Source organism: Aestuariibius insulae, from assembly GCF_040783535.2.
Lineage (GTDB): Bacteria > Pseudomonadota > Alphaproteobacteria > Rhodobacterales > Rhodobacteraceae > Aestuariibius > Aestuariibius insulae.
This window is the reverse complement of record NZ_JBFONW020000005.1, coordinates 160,487-176,548: the sequence shown is the minus strand read 5'-3', so window position 1 is coordinate 176,548 and position 16,062 is coordinate 160,487. Positions and strand designations below refer to the sequence as shown.

General features: G+C 66.9%; 12 protein-coding genes and 1 riboswitch. Of the genes, 2 read left to right on the top strand and 10 right to left on the bottom strand.

From position 1 onward, the window contains the following. Window positions 1-172: 172 nt before the first annotated feature. Window positions 173-4,027 carry a cobaltochelatase subunit CobN gene (gene cobN / locus AAD018_RS14705; protein WP_367315416.1) on the bottom strand — a complete coding sequence of 1,285 codons (3,855 nt, stop codon included), beginning with the start codon at window positions 4,025-4,027 and terminating at the stop codon, window positions 173-175. Between the two features lie 472 nt (window positions 4,028-4,499). Here cobN and AAD018_RS14700 point away from each other — a divergent pair, with 472 nt between their 5' ends. Next, a complete protein-coding gene (locus AAD018_RS14700) occupies window positions 4,500-4,664 on the top strand; it encodes a hypothetical protein (RefSeq protein ID WP_367315417.1) in 165 nt (54 codons plus the stop codon). Between the two features lie 5 nt (window positions 4,665-4,669). Here the strand turns inward: AAD018_RS14700 and AAD018_RS14695 are convergent, their stop codons facing one another. The 3 genes from AAD018_RS14695 to AAD018_RS14685 form a co-directional block, all read right to left on the bottom strand. Continuing rightward, a complete protein-coding gene (locus AAD018_RS14695) occupies window positions 4,670-5,125 on the bottom strand; it encodes a GNAT family N-acetyltransferase (RefSeq protein WP_367315418.1) in 456 nt (151 codons plus the stop codon). A 111-nt stretch (window positions 5,126-5,236) separates the two neighbouring features. Continuing rightward, window positions 5,237-6,286 (bottom strand): cobalamin biosynthesis protein CobW, encoded by a 1,050-nt coding sequence (gene cobW, locus AAD018_RS14690; RefSeq protein ID WP_367315419.1) that lies wholly within the window; start codon window positions 6,284-6,286, stop codon window positions 5,237-5,239. Between the two features lie 64 nt (window positions 6,287-6,350). After that, the gene (locus AAD018_RS14685; RefSeq protein WP_367315420.1) at window positions 6,351-6,998 is read right to left on the bottom strand and encodes a HupE/UreJ family protein; all 648 of its coding nucleotides are present in this window, start codon (window positions 6,996-6,998) and stop codon (window positions 6,351-6,353) included. Between the two features lie 120 nt (window positions 6,999-7,118). Beyond that, window positions 7,119-7,344: riboswitch (cobalamin riboswitch) on the bottom strand. 227 nt (window positions 7,345-7,571) lie between these two features. On the opposite strand from AAD018_RS14685, the gene smc reads away from it, so the two are divergent. Then, window positions 7,572-11,024, top strand: a complete 3,453-nt coding sequence (smc, locus tag AAD018_RS14680; protein WP_367315421.1) for a chromosome segregation protein SMC — start codon at window positions 7,572-7,574, stop codon at window positions 11,022-11,024. A 51-nt stretch (window positions 11,025-11,075) separates the two neighbouring features. On the opposite strand, the gene AAD018_RS14675 is transcribed toward smc, so the two are convergent. The 6 genes from AAD018_RS14675 to AAD018_RS14650 form a co-directional block, all read right to left on the bottom strand. After that, window positions 11,076-11,909, bottom strand: coding sequence for a glycosyltransferase family A protein (locus AAD018_RS14675; protein WP_367315422.1), 834 nt, complete (start codon window positions 11,907-11,909; stop codon window positions 11,076-11,078). Then, on the bottom strand, window positions 11,906-12,745 hold the full coding sequence (locus tag AAD018_RS14670; protein ID WP_367315423.1) for a glycosyltransferase family 2 protein: 840 nt from the start codon (window positions 12,743-12,745) through the stop codon (window positions 11,906-11,908). Before AAD018_RS14670 ends, AAD018_RS14675 begins: the two co-directional genes overlap by 4 nt. Further along, the gene (locus tag AAD018_RS14665; RefSeq protein ID WP_367315424.1) at window positions 12,742-13,611 is read right to left on the bottom strand and encodes a glycosyltransferase family 2 protein; all 870 of its coding nucleotides are present in this window, start codon (window positions 13,609-13,611) and stop codon (window positions 12,742-12,744) included. Before AAD018_RS14665 ends, AAD018_RS14670 begins: the two co-directional genes overlap by 4 nt. Before the next feature lie 103 nt (window positions 13,612-13,714). Beyond that, on the bottom strand, window positions 13,715-14,626 hold the full coding sequence (cbiB, locus tag AAD018_RS14660) for an adenosylcobinamide-phosphate synthase CbiB (RefSeq protein WP_367315425.1): 912 nt from the start codon (window positions 14,624-14,626) through the stop codon (window positions 13,715-13,717). Window positions 14,627-14,690: 64 nt separating this feature from the next. Further along, the gene (locus AAD018_RS14655) at window positions 14,691-15,686 is read right to left on the bottom strand and encodes a threonine-phosphate decarboxylase (RefSeq protein WP_367315426.1); all 996 of its coding nucleotides are present in this window, start codon (window positions 15,684-15,686) and stop codon (window positions 14,691-14,693) included. Next, complete coding sequence (locus AAD018_RS14650; RefSeq protein WP_367315427.1) at window positions 15,683-16,048, bottom strand: DUF1636 family protein; 366 nt, start codon at window positions 16,046-16,048, stop codon at window positions 15,683-15,685. The genes AAD018_RS14655 and AAD018_RS14650 overlap by 4 nt, the downstream gene beginning before the upstream one ends. Window positions 16,049-16,062: the final 14 nt, after the last annotated feature.

Here is a 16,062-nt window from a genome sequence, read left to right as displayed (position 1 = left end):
CCGAAATAGATTTATGATCCGTTAATATAATTGGCTAATGGCGGAACTATTGAAGTGGTTCGATGCGTTGCTGCCCTGAAACGTCGAACAATCGAATGGGTAGAACGATGCGAATTTTCAGCGTGATGATGCTTTTATCTTACCTCGGTGTCGCGGTGCTTGCGACCGGGTTTTAAGACGTCCTGATCTGATCTATCCGGGCGCGGGCGGAGTTGGATTTCGGGATCCAGAGCCCGCGCTCGATGGCCTCGTGCAGACGCTCCGCGATTTCGGTCAGCGCTGACGGGTTTTCCTCCTGAATAAATTGCCGTGTGTCCTCGTCTTCGAGGAAGGCCGCTTCGACGAGGTCGAAGTGGTGATTCTTTACGGCGCCGGTCGTAGCGGCGAAGGCGAAGAGGTAATCGACGGTTGCGGCGATTTCGAACGCGCCTTTGTAGCCGTGGCGACGGGCGCCTTCGATCCATTTGGGGTTTATGACGCGAGAGCGCAGGACGCGGGCGATTTCCTCGTCCAGTGTGCGGATGACCGGACGTTCGGGGCGGGAATGGTCGTTGTGGTAGATGGGGCGAGACTGGCCTTGGAGATGCGTGATGGCCGCAGCGGCCCCCCCTTCGAATTGGTAGTAGTCGTCTGAATCGAGGATGTCGTGTTCGCGGTTGTCCTGGTTCTGGACAATGGCCTCGGCCTGAGAGAGGCGCGTTTCGAAGCCTGTCCGGTCTCTTTTGCCTTCTTGGCCCGCCTCGTAGGCGTAGCCGCTCCAGTCGAGATAGGCGTCGGCGAGGTCCTTTTGCTCGGTCCAGAGGCGTTCGTCGATCAGCGCTTGCAGACCCGCCCCGTAGGCGCCGGGTTTGGAGCCGAAGACGCGGGGGGTAGCGCCTTCGCTGCGGGCGCGGGCGGCGGCATGGTTGAGGTGATCCGGCTCATCGAGGGCCATAATGGCCTTGGCGGCTGAGTCCACGAGGGCCACGAGACCCGGAAAGGCATCGCGGAAGAAGCCGGAGATGCGCAGCGTGACATCGACGCGGGGGCGGCCGAGGACGCCCTGGGGCAGGACCTCGAAGCCGGTGACGCGGCGGTTGGCGCTGTCCCATGTGGGTTTGACGCCCATCAGCGCGAGGGCTTGGGCGATATCGTCGCCTCCGGTGCGCATATTGGCGGTGCCCCAGGCGGTCAGGAGGAGCGCGCGGGGCCAGTCGCCGTGGTCTTGAAGGTGTCTTTCGATCAGCAGGTTCGCCGATTTCCATCCCAGCGCCCAGGCGGTGGGGGTGGGCACGGCGCGGGTGTCGACGGAATAGAAGTTGCGGCCTGTGGGGAGCGTGTCGAGGCGGCCCCGGGTCGGTGCTCCCGAGGGGCCGGGGGGAATCGCCTTGCCGTTCAGGGCCTCGGTCAGGCCATGGAGTTCGGCGGGCCCGCAGGCGGCGACGGTGGGGCGGATGTGTCGGGTGATCGTTTCGAGGACGGCCTTGGAGGCTGGGCCGGGGGCGTCAGTTTTGCCCTCGAGGAGACGGATGGAGAGGTCCTCGAGGCGCTCGACCGTATCGCCGTGACTGCGCCAGCCGTTGGCGTCGAGGATTGGCGGCCGGGGGCCGGTCCAGGGGGCGGCCATGTCGCAGTCGAGCGGGTCGAAGTTCAGATCGAGGTCGACGGCGAGGGCGCGCAGGAGGGAGGCGTTTCCGTCTTTGCCGTCACCGCGGGGGAGGCGGGCGAGGGCGATAGTCAGGTCTCGAGCTTGGGGGCCCTCGGCGCTTTGACCGAAGATGTGGAGGCCGTCGCGGATCTGGGCCTCTTTCAGCTCGCAGAGCCAGGCGTCGAGCTTGGTCAGGTCGTCTCCGGCACCTGAGTCCTCGGCGATGCCGGTCGTTTGCGAAATCTCAAGGATTTGGGTGCGAAGATGGTCCGCGCGGCGGGGATCGAGGGAGGCGGCCTCATAATATTCGTCGACGAGGGCCTCCAGATCGCGGAGGGGGCCATAGGTTTCCGCGCGGGTGAGCGGCGGCGTGAGGTGATCGACGATGACGGCGGAGGTGCGGCGCTTGGCCTGGCTGCCCTCACCGGGGTCGTTGACGATGAAAGGATAGATGTGGGGCGTGGGGCCGAGGATGGCTTCGGGCCAGCAGGTTTCGGAGAGGGCCAGCGCCTTGCCGGGCAGCCATTCGAGATTGCCGTGCTTGCCCAGATGGACAAGCGCATGGGCGCCCCAATGATGGCGGAGCCAGATATAGAAGGCGAGGTAGTTATGCGGCGGGACGAGGTCCGGCGAATGATAGGTGTCTTCGGGATCGATATTGTAGCCGCGCGCGGGCTGCAGGCAGACTGTCGCGTTGCCGAACCGATGGATAGAGAGGGCGAAGGCGGGGGATTGGTCGCCGCTGTGCGGCGATGTCTTCGACGAAGGTATTTTTGGCAAGATGAGGGATGGGTTATCTTCGGGCAGGAACGCCTCGGCGATGATATCGGAGCTGAGTTTGCCCAAGGGATGAGTTTGATGATCTGATGACGGCTTCTGGTGCCCGGTCTTCTGCGCTGGGGCTTTCTCAGAGCAGGCATCGGGTGTTTCGGGTGACACCAGGAACGGGTCGTTTTCCGGCTGGCCCCAGCGGGTCTCGATCTGCTCGCGGAGGGTCAGAGGGAGCTGGGCGTAGTGATGTTTGTATGTGGCGAGGGGGAGGGTTTCGCCGCCGTCACGCTCGGCCCGGTCGGTGAGCCAGTTGGTGGGACCTGCAAGGAGTTGGTCCATGAGGGCCTTGCCGTCCGCAGGCGCATTCTCGATGGCGTAGCCCTGGGCGGTGAGGTGACGGAGGGTGAGCGCGGTGGCGGCGGGCGTGTCGAGGCCGACGCCGTTGGCGAGGCGGCCGTCCTTGTTTGGATAGTTGGCGAGGATGAGGGCAACTTTGCGATCTGCAGGCTCGGTTCGGCGGAGGCGGGTCCAATTCGCGGCAAGTTTGGCAGTGAAGCTCACGCGGTCGCCGCGAGCGCGGTAGGTGGCGATCGGGGCCTGGGTGGCCTCGTCGTGATAGGCCTCGGATTTGAAGCTTATGGCGCGGGTCAGGATGCGGCCGTCGACCTCGGGCAGGGCGACATGCATGGCGATGTCGCGCGCGGAGAGGCCGGAAAGGCCGCCCGACCACGCATCCTCGGTTCCGCTGGAGAGGACCACCTGGAAGACGGGGGCATCGTTGGTGTTGAGCGGATTGGTGTCTGCAGGCGCATCAGGCGTGCCGGTGGCGAAGGCGGTGGTGTTGAGAATCGCATCGGGTGGCGCCTCGGCGAAGAGCCGGGCCAAGGTGGCCTGGCTGAGCGGATCCTTGAGGGAGGCGGCGAAGATGGGCAGGGGGTTTTGACCCTCTTGCAGGAGGGTCTTGGTCAGGCGGTTGATCGGGTGGAGACCGGCGCCCTGCAGGAGGGCGCGGTAGAAGACGATGGGCACGATGGGGGCGCCGGGGTGCCAGTGTGTGCGGATCTCCGTCAGATCGGTGGGACCTGTGCCGGGCCAGTAGGCTCCGGCGCGCAGGAGGGGTTTGGCTTCGGGCGGGGCCTCGGTTTGGTTGAGCAAATGGCTCGCATAACGCAGGAGATTGGCGGCGTTTTCGGGGCCGCCTTCGACAAGGTAGGACCAGAGGCGATCATAGGCGTCGCCTGGGACGGTGGAGAGGGCGCGCAGCTCGGTATCCGGTTTGTCGTCGCCTGGCAGAAGGGCGAGGGGGACGCCCGCCTCGGCCAGGCGGGCGGCATATTGGTCGGTGCCGTAGGGCCAGTAACCACGCCCGCCGAGCAGCCGGATGACGACGAGCCGGGATCGCGTGGCGCATTGGTCGAGATGCAGATCGACGCTCATCGGGTGCCGCAGATGGGCAAGGTTGGCGAGGCGGAGGGTGGGGCTGCCCCCGAGGTGCTGGCCGGCGTCCGAGAGGGCGGCGAGTTCCGTATCGGCCGCCGAGATGACGACGAGATCGGCGGGGGTTTGCCCGAGATCGACGGGGTCAGTGCCATCCTCGATGGCGCCGGGTGTGGCGGCGATCAAATGCATGGGCGCTCCGGTCGCCGCTGCGCGGCGATGCCTCCGGCGGAGGTATTTGGGGCAAGATGAGGACGGCGGGTGGTTATAAGGGTATCGCGCGGGGCTGCGGGCTTCGACGGTTGAGGCTGGCTGTGGCGGGAGGTCCGGCCTGCGGTGCGGGATCGGGCGTCCCGCAGGGAGGGATCGGATTGGCCGGGGCCGCGGGTGTGGTTCTTGGCGGTTTCGACCACGGATTGACGGCCCGTTGGGCGGTGGGGGGCGGGTATGTCGGCTTTGGTCGACCGGCGAGCGGCGTTTCTGAAGATATCGAGCCAGTTGGGAGCGTTCGCTGTAGGAGTGTCGACGGCGTGAATCCGGGTCAGAATTGAAGCGGTCCAGACGGTCATCCTTGGCACGACGTGCCCCGGACTTGATCCGGGGCCTCCCGGTCGGGGAACGGGAGGGGGTCGGTGCGGGTTCGTCCGGCGAAAGGAGATCTGACATGGACAAGACGACACGTATCGAGGCCGAGAGGAAGCCTGAGAAGGAGCGGGGTCGGCTCGACAAGCCGTCCAAGGCGTCTGAGGATTTTGCGATCGATGAGCATAAAGGCAAGGCGATCCGCGGGTTCGAGAACCGGCCGGATCCGGCGGATCCGCCGAAGTGAAGGGCTCATAGGGCTTTTTCCATGAAGACGGAGGAGCCGTTCTCCTTGTACTCGCCAAAAGGGCCGCGCCGGGCATAGCCGAGGCGAGTGTAGATGCGGAGCGCGGCGGGGGAGGCTTCACCGGTCTCAAGGCGCATGAGGGGCAGGCCTTCAGCGGCGGCCTCCGCCTCGCAGGCCGCGATGATTGCGTCGGCGAGGCCGGTGCCTCGGTGGGCGGGATCCACATAGATGCGCTTGAGCTCGGCATAGCTGTCATAGGCGCCGTAGCCGCCGCAGGCCAGCGCGGCGCCGCCCCGACAGGCGATATAGAAGCGGACGTCGTCATCGATCAGTTGCTGCGGCGAGAAGGCATAGCGGAGATGCGGGGGATAGAGCGCGGATTGCTCGGCTTCGCTGCCATCGATGAGGCGGAGCGCGTCTGGATGAAGCGGGTCGATGCGGGTGACGGTTGTTTCGGTCATGAGGTTTGCGGGTCTGAGATCCGGTTATCTCGGGATGCGCGCGGGAATCGAGGTCCCGGGTCAAGCCCGGAACAACGGGGTCTGGGATGTCATGGTCAAGCTCACTGGAGGTCAGGCCGACAGCGCTTGGGTGATGGCCGTGCGGTCGAGACCCGCTTGGCCGATGACGACGAGGCGGGTTTCGCGCGGGCCGTCGAAGGGGCGGTCGTAATAGGTATCGATCCGGGGCCCGACGGCTTGCAAAGCGAGGCGCATCGGTTTGCCTGCCACGGCGGCGAAGCCTTTGAGGCGCAGGATGTCATGGGTGCGGATCGTCTCCGCGACCTGCTCGGCGAAGGCTTTAGGGTCGGCGATCTCGGGGCGGGTGACGACGAAGCTTTCGAAATCGTCGTGGTCATGGTGGTGATGGTCCTCCTCCCCGTCGTCGTCGTGGTGATGGTGGTGGATCTCGTGACGCGCCTTGGTGTCCGCTTCGGCTGCGGCGTGCTGGCCGAGTAGAAGATCGATCGGCAGCTCGCCGTGGGCGGAGCGGACGACGCGGACGGAGGGGCGGGATTTGGTGGTGAGGTCGGTCGCGAGCGCCTCGGCTTCGGCCTCGGTCAGAAGATCGGTCTTGTTGACGACGATCATGTCGGCGCAGGCGATCTGGTCGTCGAAAAGCTCTGACAGCGGGGTGTCGTGGTCGAGTTCCTCGTCGGAGCGGCGCTGGGCGTCGACGGCGGCGGGATCATGGGCGAAGCGGCCTTCGGTCGTCGCCTTGCCGTCGATCAGGGCGATGACGCCGTCGACGGTAACCTTGGTTGAGATCTCGGGCCAGTTGAAGGCGCGCACCAGCGGCTGCGGCAGGGCAAGGCCGGAGGTTTCGATGACGATATGGTCCGGGGCGTCAGGCCGGGCGAGGAGCTTTTCCATCGTCGGGATGAAATCCTCGGCGACGGTGCAGCAGATGCAGCCGTTGGAAAGCTCGAGGATGTCCTCGTCCTTGCAGGCGGCGTCGCCGCAGCCTTTGAGGATATCGCCGTCAACGCCGAGATCGCCGAATTCGTTGATGATGAGCGCGATGCGGCGGCCATTGGCCTGCTCGAGCAAGTTGCGGATCAGCGTGGTTTTGCCGGAGCCGAGAAAGCCGGTGACGATGGTGGCGGGGATTTTCGAGGGCATGGGCGCTCCGGATCGGAAGGGGGAATGCCCCGGCTCGGAGGCCGGGGCGGCGAGGCGCGGGGTGTCAGACGCCTGCGCTGAGGGCGGTGACGATGGGGCCTTCGAGGATTTCGAGGGCGAGGAAGGCGCCGACACCGGCGACGCCCGCGCCGATCAGGCGGGCATTGGTGGCGGCGGCGTCATGCGCGCCGAGGAGCGTTTTCGCGAGCCAGCCCGCACCGAGGGCGATGGCGTATTGGGTGATCGCAAGACCGAGGAGGTAGCCAGTGAAGACCGCCGCGGAGGCGCCGCCTTCCTGACCGGCGATCGTGCTGCCGAAGGCTGCGCCGTGGAAGAGACCGGCGGCAGCGAAGAGCGCGAGCATCGCGGTGGTGCCGATGGTGCGGCCCGAGACGAGGAGGCCGCCGATTGCCAGAAGGGAGATGACAACGAGCGTTTCGGTCAGCGGAATCACGGCGCCGAAGGAGGCGATGGCGCAACCGACAAGCATCGTGGCGATATAGGCGGCAGGGGCCAGCAGGCGGTTCGCCGTGAAGATCGCGGCGACGCCCATGGCGATGACGAAGAAGAGGTGATCGAAGCCGAGGACCGGGTGGCCGACACCCGAGAGAGCGCCATCGGCGAAAGTCTCCATCGGCAGGCCGCCAAGCGGATGGTGAGCAAGGGCGGGCGTTGCGGTCAGCGCGAGGGCGGCGGCGAGTAGTCTCTTCATGTCTGGTCCCCTTCGGATCCGGTGAAGGGGGTCTTTCATGGAAGGGCCTCGGCGCACCCGTAACAGGTGGTTTCGGCTGACCCCCACGGAACACCCCGTCCGTTTGTAGCAGTCCCGGAGCCTAAGCTCCGGTGCATGGCTGGTCTCCTGGCTCGCGGGTCGTGGCGGGCGGCCTGCCTTCCCGGGTTGCCCCCAGTGGCGTCGTTGGCGCGCACGCTCACCGCTTACAGTCGCGGGGGCGGCTGCGGCATGGGGCCTCCTGACTGGATCGGCCCGCACCGCATTCCCATTTGATCCCCGGGGCGGTGTGCGCCTGTCGCGGGGAACCATGCGACGACTTTTGTGCGCCTCGGGTGGCGGCACCGTCAAGCGTGATTCTGCGCCTTTGGTGCTTTTGGTCGCTGCGGGACGCTCCGCGGGGAGTATTTTTGGCCAGATGAAGCCCGTAATTTTAGGGGTAAACGCGATATCTTGTGGATAAGATGCGGGTTTGGGCCAGATTTGGGTCGGGGCCGTTGACTCGAGGGGAGGGCCGGAGTCAGTCTTTGCAGATAAGAAAAGACGAGGCAGTCCATGCGGTTTTCCAGGCTCAAGCTGAACGGCTTCAAGAGTTTCGTCGATCCGACGGATCTTATCATCGCGGATGGTCTGACCGGAGTGGTGGGGCCGAACGGATGCGGGAAGTCGAACCTGCTGGAGGCGCTGCGCTGGGTGATGGGCGAGAACCGTCCGACCGCGATGCGGGGCGGCGGGATGGAGGACGTGATCTTTGCGGGCGCCGCGACGCGGCCCGCGCGCAGCTTTGCGGAGGTCTCACTGGTCATCGATAACAGCGAGCGGCTGGCGCCGGCGGGTTTTAATGATGGCGATATGCTCGAGATCGTGCGGCGCATCACCAAGGATGCCGGGTCGGCCTATAAGGTTGGCGCAAAGGATGTGCGGGCGCGGGACGTGCAGATGCTGTTCGCCGATGCCTCCACGGGCGCCCATTCGCCTGCGCTGGTGCGGCAGGGGCAGATCTCGGAGCTGATCAATGCCAAGCCCAAGGCGCGGCGGAGGATCCTGGAGGAAGCGGCGGGGATTTCGGGGCTCTATCAGCGGCGGCACGAGGCGGAGCTGAAGCTGAAGGGGGCCGAGCAGAACCTGTCGCGGGTCGATGATGTGCTGGAGCAATTGGCCTCTCAGCTGGCCTCGCTCGCGCGGCAGGCCAAGCAGGCGGCGCGGTATCGCGAGATCGCGGAGGCGTTGCGTGAAGCCGAGGGGCTGCTGCTTTATCGGCGCTGGCGCGAGGCGGATCAGGCGCGGCTGGCGGCGGCCGATGTGCTGAAAGGGCGGTCGGTCGCGGCGGCTTCGGCCGAGCGGGAGGCGGTGTCGGCAGGGACAGCGCGGGAGGCGGCGGAGGCCGGGCTGCCCGCCCTGCGCGAGGAGGCTGCGATTGCGGCGGCGCTTGTTCAGCGGATCGAGGTCGAGCGGGCGACTTTAGAGGCCGAAGCGGAGCGAGCGGCGGCGGCGGTCGAGACGCTGACGGGGCGGGTCGCGCAGCTAGGGCGCGATATCGAGCGGGAAGGCGGGCTGAACCGCGATGCCGAGGAGACGATCGCGCGGCTGGAAGGGGAGGCGGCGGAGCTTGCCTCGGACAGTGCGGGCGACGAGGACCGGCAGACCGAGGCGGAGGGCCAGGCGCGCGAGGCGGCCGAGGTGCTGGCGGCGCGGGAGGCTGATCTGTCGGAGATGACGGAGGATGCGGCGCGGCTTGCGGCGCGGCACCAATCAGCGGAGCGGCTGGTCGAGGAGACCGAGGCGGTTCAGGCGCGGGCGCGGTCGGAGGCGGCGCGGGCGGCGGAGGTCGTGGCGACTGCGGGCGAGGCCGTGACGGTGGCGGCTGCGGATGCGGATGCGGAAGAAGCAGCGGGCCGTGCGGCGGTTGCGGCGGCGGAGGCAGCGGATGCGGCTTTGGTGGCCGCCGAGCAGGCGCGCGCCGAGGTGCAGTCGCGCGAGGCGGAGGCGCGGGCCGCGCGGTCGTCATCCGATGGCGAAGCGAAGGCGCTCGAGGCCGAGGCAGGCGCTTTGGAGCGGCTGGTGGCGCGCGAGGCCGGGGATGGCGGTCAACTGATCGACCGGGTGAGCGTCGAGGATGGGTTCGAGAAGGCTTTGGGTGCGGCGTTGGCAGACGATCTGCGGGCGCCGCTGGTGGCCGGTGACGGATCGGGCTGGGCGGCGCTTACCGCCTATGACGCCGTGCCGGATCTGCCGGCGGGCGCGGTGGCTTTGGCCGGGTTCGTGACGGCTCCGTCTGTGCTGGATCGGCGGCTTGCGCTGATCGGTGTCGTGGATGCCGGGGACGGGGCGCGCTTGCAGGAGGCATTGCGCCCGGGACAACGGCTGGTGTCGCGCGAGGGGGACCTGTGGCGTTGGGACGGGTTCCGCGCGGCGGCAGCCGATGCGCCCTCGGAAGCGGCGTTGCGGCTGGAGCAGATGAACCGGCTTGCGGCCTTGCGGGCCGAGTTGCAGGCAGCGCGGGGCCGGGCCGAGGCGGCGCAGGCCGCGCATGAGGCTTTGGGCGCGGAGTTGGCGGCGGCGGCAGAGGCGGATGCCGATGCGCGTACGGCGCGCAAGGCGGCGGACGGGGCCGTGGCCGAGGCGCAGCGGCGGCAAAGCCGGGCCGAGGCGGACCGGGATCTGGCGGCCGGGCGGCTGGAGGCAGCGAAGCTGGCCGTGGTGCGGCACGAGGACGAGGCGACGGCGGCGGATGCCCGGCTGAAGGAGGCGCGGACGGCGCTGGCCGGGCTGGGGGATCTGTCGGCGGCGAAGGCGCGGCTTGAGGATGTGAAGATGGCCGTGGAAGCGGCGCGGATGACGATGATGTCGCGCCGGTCGGCCCATGACGAGCTGCGCCGGGAGGCTGAGGCGCGGGCGCGGCGGCGCCAGTCGATCGAGACCGAGCTGGCCAGCTGGCGCAAGCGGCTGGAGACGGCGAGTGCGCGGATGGCCGAGCTGGTGGCGCGCAAGGCGGCCACCGAAGAGGAGCTGGACGAGGCCTCTGCCGTTCCGGGCGCATTGGCCGGGAAGGTCGAGGGGCTCGCGAGCGGTCTGGAGGAGGCCGGAGCGCGCAAGACGGCGGCGGCAACTGCCTTGACGGCGGGCGAGACGGCGGCGCGAGAGGCCGATCATGCACTGCGGGCAGCGGAACGCGCGGCATCCGAGGCGCGCGAGGAGCGGGCGCGGGCAGAAGCGCTCGCGGCGAGCGCCGGGGAGGCGGTTCAGGCGGCCAGGGAGCGGATCTCGGAGGCGCTGGAGGTGACGCCGGAGCGGCTACTGGAGGCGCTGGGGGCCGATCCCGACAAGATGCCCGGGGCCGAGGAGATCGAGGCCAAGGTCGCGCAGTTCAAACGGCAGCGCGATGCGCTGGGCGCGGTGAACCTGCGGGCCGAGGAAGATGCGACCGAGGTGCGTGAGGAGCATGACGGGCTGGCACGCGAGAAGCAGGATCTGGAGGCGGCGATCGCTGCGTTGCGAACCGGGATTTCGAGCCTGAACAAGGAAGGGCGCGAGCGGCTTCTGACGGCCTTCGAGGAGGTGAACCGGTCCTTCGGGCTGCTGTTCACGCATCTCTTCGGAGGCGGTGAGGCCAAGCTGGTTCTGGTTGAAAGCGACGATCCTCTGGAGGCCGGGCTTGAGATCATGTGCCAGCCGCCGGGCAAGAAGCTGTCGACGCTCTCGCTGCTCTCTGGCGGGGAGCAGACGTTGACGGCCTTGGCGCTGATCTTTGCGGTGTTCCTAGCCAATCCAGCGCCGATCTGCGTGCTCGACGAGGTGGATGCGCCCCTGGACGATGCGAACGTGACGCGGTTCTGCGACCTGCTGGACGAGATGACGCGGCGGACGAATACGCGGTTTTTGATCATCACGCACCATGCGGTGACGATGGCGCGGATGGACCGGCTCTTTGGGGTGACGATGGGCGAGCAGGGGGTGTCTCAGCTGGTGTCGGTCGATCTGAAAAAGGCGGAGACGATGGTGGCGTAGGGAGCGTTAGATCGGCGCCCGAGGACGGTCCACGCTCTGCGCGTTTTGCCTTTACGCGAGACCGAAGTCCTTGAGGATCCTGTCGCGCTCCTGATCGGGCAGGGCTTCGCTTTCCAAGATGCGATCGCGACTGGGCTTGCGGCCTCTTTGCTCGCTGATACTGGCGCCGTGGTTCACGAGATAGAACGCCGCCGGAAACGGGATCGGAGCGAGCGTGAAGCCGTAATCGGCCATGCGCGCGGGCGTTTCGGTATGGGATCCACGGCGGCGAATAACCTCGGTGAATGTCTTTCTGCCGCGATGGTCGAAGCGGAGGGCATTGGAGGATCCGCAGATTTTCCAGAATGGGGGCTCCGGGCCGAGAGGCACGACCGTCGGTAGCGCTTCTTCGTACATGTATCCTGTCTCGATGACGTAGCCCTGGCCGTTATTGTCGGTTCGGATATATTCGACCAGTTCCGGATGGAGGATGTCGTCGGCGTCGAGATGAAAGACGTAACCGTCAGAGCCTCGGCGGTGGCCGATTTCGTCAAAGAGGGTGGCGATCTTCTTGGTGCGATCCGAGCCGCGGCTCGAGCCCTTATAGGGCAGGTGCGTGATGCGGGGATCGTCCGGCAGGTCGGGCCGATCCTGGCAGCAGACCATAGCGGTCCATGCGGGGTCGGTCTGGCGGATCAGGCTGTCGAGCGTTTGGGTCAGAAGGCGCTGCACGGTCGGCCAGGTCTCTGTCTTTTCGCGTCCAACAAGCGGGATGGTGAAGATGACTTCCGGGCTGTTTGACGGAGGAGCCAGCCGGGTGGTCGCGCGAAACACGGCCCCTTTGATACGCCGTTGGATCGGCGAATTCGGCTTGAAGAGTTCGGAAAGGCGGATGGCGTCGGTCATTCGAGGTGAAACGTCTCCCTGACCTGCCGGGCCATATCGGGCGGCAGCGCGCTTTTATCGAAATGGGTCATCTTGCGATCGAGGCTCCCGCGCTTTTTTCGAAGGTTTTCCCCGTGATTGACGACATAGACCATCGCGTGGAACGGAACGAGCTTGAGATGGAAGCCGTAGCGGCGGGCGTGTTGCAGGACTTTTTTGTGGACCTCACGCTCGAGAAGAAGGCCGGTAAAGTCCGCCCCGGTTCGTCTGTCGTAGCGGTAGGCGGCCGATGAGCCGCAATGGTTGTAAAACCGCTTGGCCTTCGGAAACTGCCGGTTCGAGGGTTGCAGCACGGCGAGCCGACTGTCGGCGACATCGTACATATATCCCTTGTCGATCAGGTAGCCGTGGCCGTTATTGTCGGTCCGCATATGCTCGGTCAGCTTGGGATGCGGAAGGTCATCGGCATCGAGAGGGAAAAGGTATCCGTCCCCGGTTTCGGTATCGAGGACATGGCGCGCGAGCTGAGTGGCCTTTTCGGGCCGGTCGTTGAACTTGTCCGATGCACCGGAGTGCAGAAACTGGATCTTGTCGTCGAAGCGGACGCCTTCGGGTCGGTCCTGCCCGCAGATCAGGGCGGTCCAGTTCGGATCCGTCTGCCGGTCGAGGGCCGCCATCGTGCGGGCCAGGTTGCTTTCCACGACGTCCCAGTCATCGGAGCGGCGGCGCGAGACCAGCGGGATCGCATAGATCACCTTGGGATCGGCGGAGGGCGGGGCGAGCGGATTCGCCTTTTGCCAAGCGCGGGCCTGGCGGATCTCGTCGATGCGCTGGCGGAGCGTTGCAAGGAGGGTCATGCGAGATCTCCGAGCCGGAACTGTCGGCGGACGCTGTCGGCTTCGTCGCCGGTCAAAGGCGAGATGTCCAGATGCTTGAGTTTGCCGTCCATCTTGCCGCGGCGCTTGCGCATGTTCTCTCCGTGGCCGACGACATAGAGGGCGGCGTGAAAGGGGATCGGCGTCATGTGCAGGCCGAAATGGGTCATATTGCGAGGCACTTTGCGGTGGGCGCCGCGTTTGGCGATGAGCGCGCCGATATCGGCGCCCGCGCGGCGGTCGATGCGGATGGCGGTGGAGGAGCCGCAGGAGCGCAGGAATTCGGTCGCCTCGGGAAAGCGCGCATCGGGCGGTTGGAGGGCGGCGAGCTGGCCGGTTTCGGCATGCATCATGTAGCCCTTGTCGATGAAATAGCCCGCGCCGTTGTCGTCTGTGAGGATGTGTTCCACCACCTTGGGGTGGAGGATGTCGTCGGCGTCAAAGGGGAAGTAGTAGCCTTCCTTGGGCCCTTCGGTGAGGGCGTGGCGGGCGAGGGCTGCCATCTTCGCGCCTTTGTCGAAGAAGGCGTCGGGCTGGTCGAAGGGCAGAAACGTGATGCGGTCGTCCTCGGGCAGGGTGGGGCGGTCCTGGCCGCAGATGACGGCCTGCCAATCGGGGCGGGTCTGGTTCCGGAAGCTCGCGAGGGTCTGGGCGAGATTGGCCTCGACCCGGGACCAGTCATCGGAGCGGGCCTTGGAGACCAGCGGAAGGGCGAAGAGCACGGTGCCGCTGCCCGACGGGGGCGGCAGGGTGTTGCGCAGGCGCCAGAGGGTTCCGATGGCACGGCGCTGGAGCCAGGTTTCACCTTTGGAGATCCGCCGGGCCACGTCTTTGGGGGTCGTGTTCATTGCGGGGTCCGGTCCGGCTTGGGGCGGCCTTTTGGCGCGTCAGGGATGCCGCGCAGAGTAGCGGGGTTTGGAGGCGCCGCAAGGTGAGGCAGAGCGGTACGTGTCATGGCCAAAGCAGGGTTATCGCAAAGACGATCGCGAGACCTGCACCCCAGGCCCGCCAAAGCAGCGTGACGGCGCTGTCGATCTGGGCCGGGCCGATGGATTTGCGGCCTTCGGGGTGAACGAAGGGGAAGTCGGTGAGCTGCCCTTCGTAACTGCGCGGGCCGGCAAGCGAGATGTTCAGCGCATGGGCCATGGCGGCTTCAGGCCAACCGGCATTGGGCGAGCGGTGCAGGCGCGCATCGGCAGTGATGTCCGACCAGCGGATCGGGCGCGGGGCGACCGCCTTGATCGCGAGGGCCGTCAGGCGGGCGGGGATCCAGTTGAGTGCATCGTCGAACCGGGCGGCGGCCCAGCCAAAGGCCTCGTGGCGCGGGGTGCGGTAGCCGATCATGCTGTCGGCGGTATTGACGACTTTGTAAGCGAAAAGGCCGGGAAGGCCGCCGATCAGGAACCAGAAGGCGGGCGCGGTGACGCCGTCGGAGAGGTTCTCGGCAGCGCTTTCGATAGCCGCGCGGGCGATGGCGGGATCGTCCATTCCGGCGGTGTCGCGGCCCACGATGCGGGCGACGGCGCGGCGACCTTCGGCGGTCGAGAGGCGGAGGGCCTGTGCGACCGCCTTTACGTGATCGGAGAGGCTGCGCTGGGCGAGCAGGATCGCGGCGGTCAGGATTTCGGCGAGTTTGCCGGGCAGAGCCGCGAGAAGGGCCCCGATCAGGAGGGCGGCGGCGAGAAGGAGGATCAGGGCGGCTATGCCTTTGGCCTTGCGGGCTGCGCCTTTATTAAGGCGGGTGTCGAGCGCGCCTACGGCGCGGCCCATGAGGACGGCCGGGTGAGGGGCGCGGCTCCAGAGCCAGCGAGGCTCTCCGAAGGCGGCGTCGAGAAGAGCGGCGGCGAGGAGGGCCGTGCTCATCGGGACGGACGTTCGGCGCTCGCTGGCGGCTGCGCCGCAGCGTCGCCCCGCCCCCCGTCCCATCTCATCTTAGGGCGGCCTGGAGCTGGTCCCAGCGATCCGAGGCGGGAAGGCCGAGGCGGAGCCAGGTTTTCGAATAGGGGAAGATGCGGGACCAGATGTGATGCTCGGCGAGGCGATGCTGCCATGTGGTTGCATCATCGACCTCGTAAAGGCGGAAGAGTGTGGTGCCTCCGGCAACTTTGGCGCCCCCGCCGGTGAGGAGGGCGTCCAGCCGGACGGCGTCCTGTGCGAGGCGGGTGCGAGTGGCCTTGGCCCAGTCGTGATCTTCGAGCGCGCGGGCCCCGATCTCGAGCGCGGGGCCGGAGACGGGCCAGGGGCCGAGAAGGTCGGTCAGGCTTCGGCCAGGCGTTTTTTTGGAGGAGTCCGTGATGATAGCCGGGTCGAGCGTTTCGGGCGCGCCGATGGCGAAACCGAGCCGCAGGCCCGCGAGGCCCCAGAACTTGCCGAAGCTCTTGAGCAGGACGATGCCGTCCTCGCGGGTCAGGTCGATGTGGCTGAGATGGGGAACGGTGTCGCAGAAGCTTTCGTCGATGATGGTAAGGGCGCGGCGGCCCAGATCCTGCGCCTCCCAGAGACGGCCATCCGGATTGTTCGGGTGGACGTAGATGTCGGCAAACGCGCCGGATCCGTCCGGGTCGTTCACGTGATGACCGGTCTTCGCGAACGCGGCGGCATGTTCGTTGTAGGTCGGGCCGGGAATATGGGCGCCCGCCAGATCGATGAGATCGGGCATCCGGGCGATCAGGGCGGAGGCGCCCGGGGCGATGATGATCCCGGCGCTCTTTGGGACGGACCAGACGTGGCGCGCTGCGCGGAGCAGGCGATCGGTCGCGGCCTGGTCAGGGAGCGCGGTCCATGCATCGGCCGGGATGTCGCCGACGGGATAGGGGACGGGGTTGATGCCGGTGGACAGATCGAGCCAGTCAGACCGGGACCCGCCATATCGATGGATCGCGGCATCGAGATTACCGCCGTGATCGCGAGGCGGAGCGGTCATTCCGTCGGCAGCGGCGGGTGGCGGGTGACGAAATGTCCCTTCACGCCTTGCGGCCAGTCGCGATAGGGCACGACGCCGGTATCGCTTTGGGCATGGCGGGCGGCATAGTCCACGATGGCTTCGGCTGCGTCCGGGGCGGGTTCGAAGCGGCCAAGCGTATAGCTGAGCTTGCCTTCGGCCTGGATCGCGATGTTGCACCCTTCCGAGCAGCCCATGAGGCAGGAGATGCGCCGCGTCCGGATCTCTTCAGGTGCCGCGGTTTCGATCAGGGCGGCCAGCCGTTCACCATCGGTCTGACCCGGCGCGCGGGTCTCCCAGCCGTCGCGTTTGCAGGTATCGCAGATAGTGATCCAGGTAGTCATGGGAGGCTCCGGGG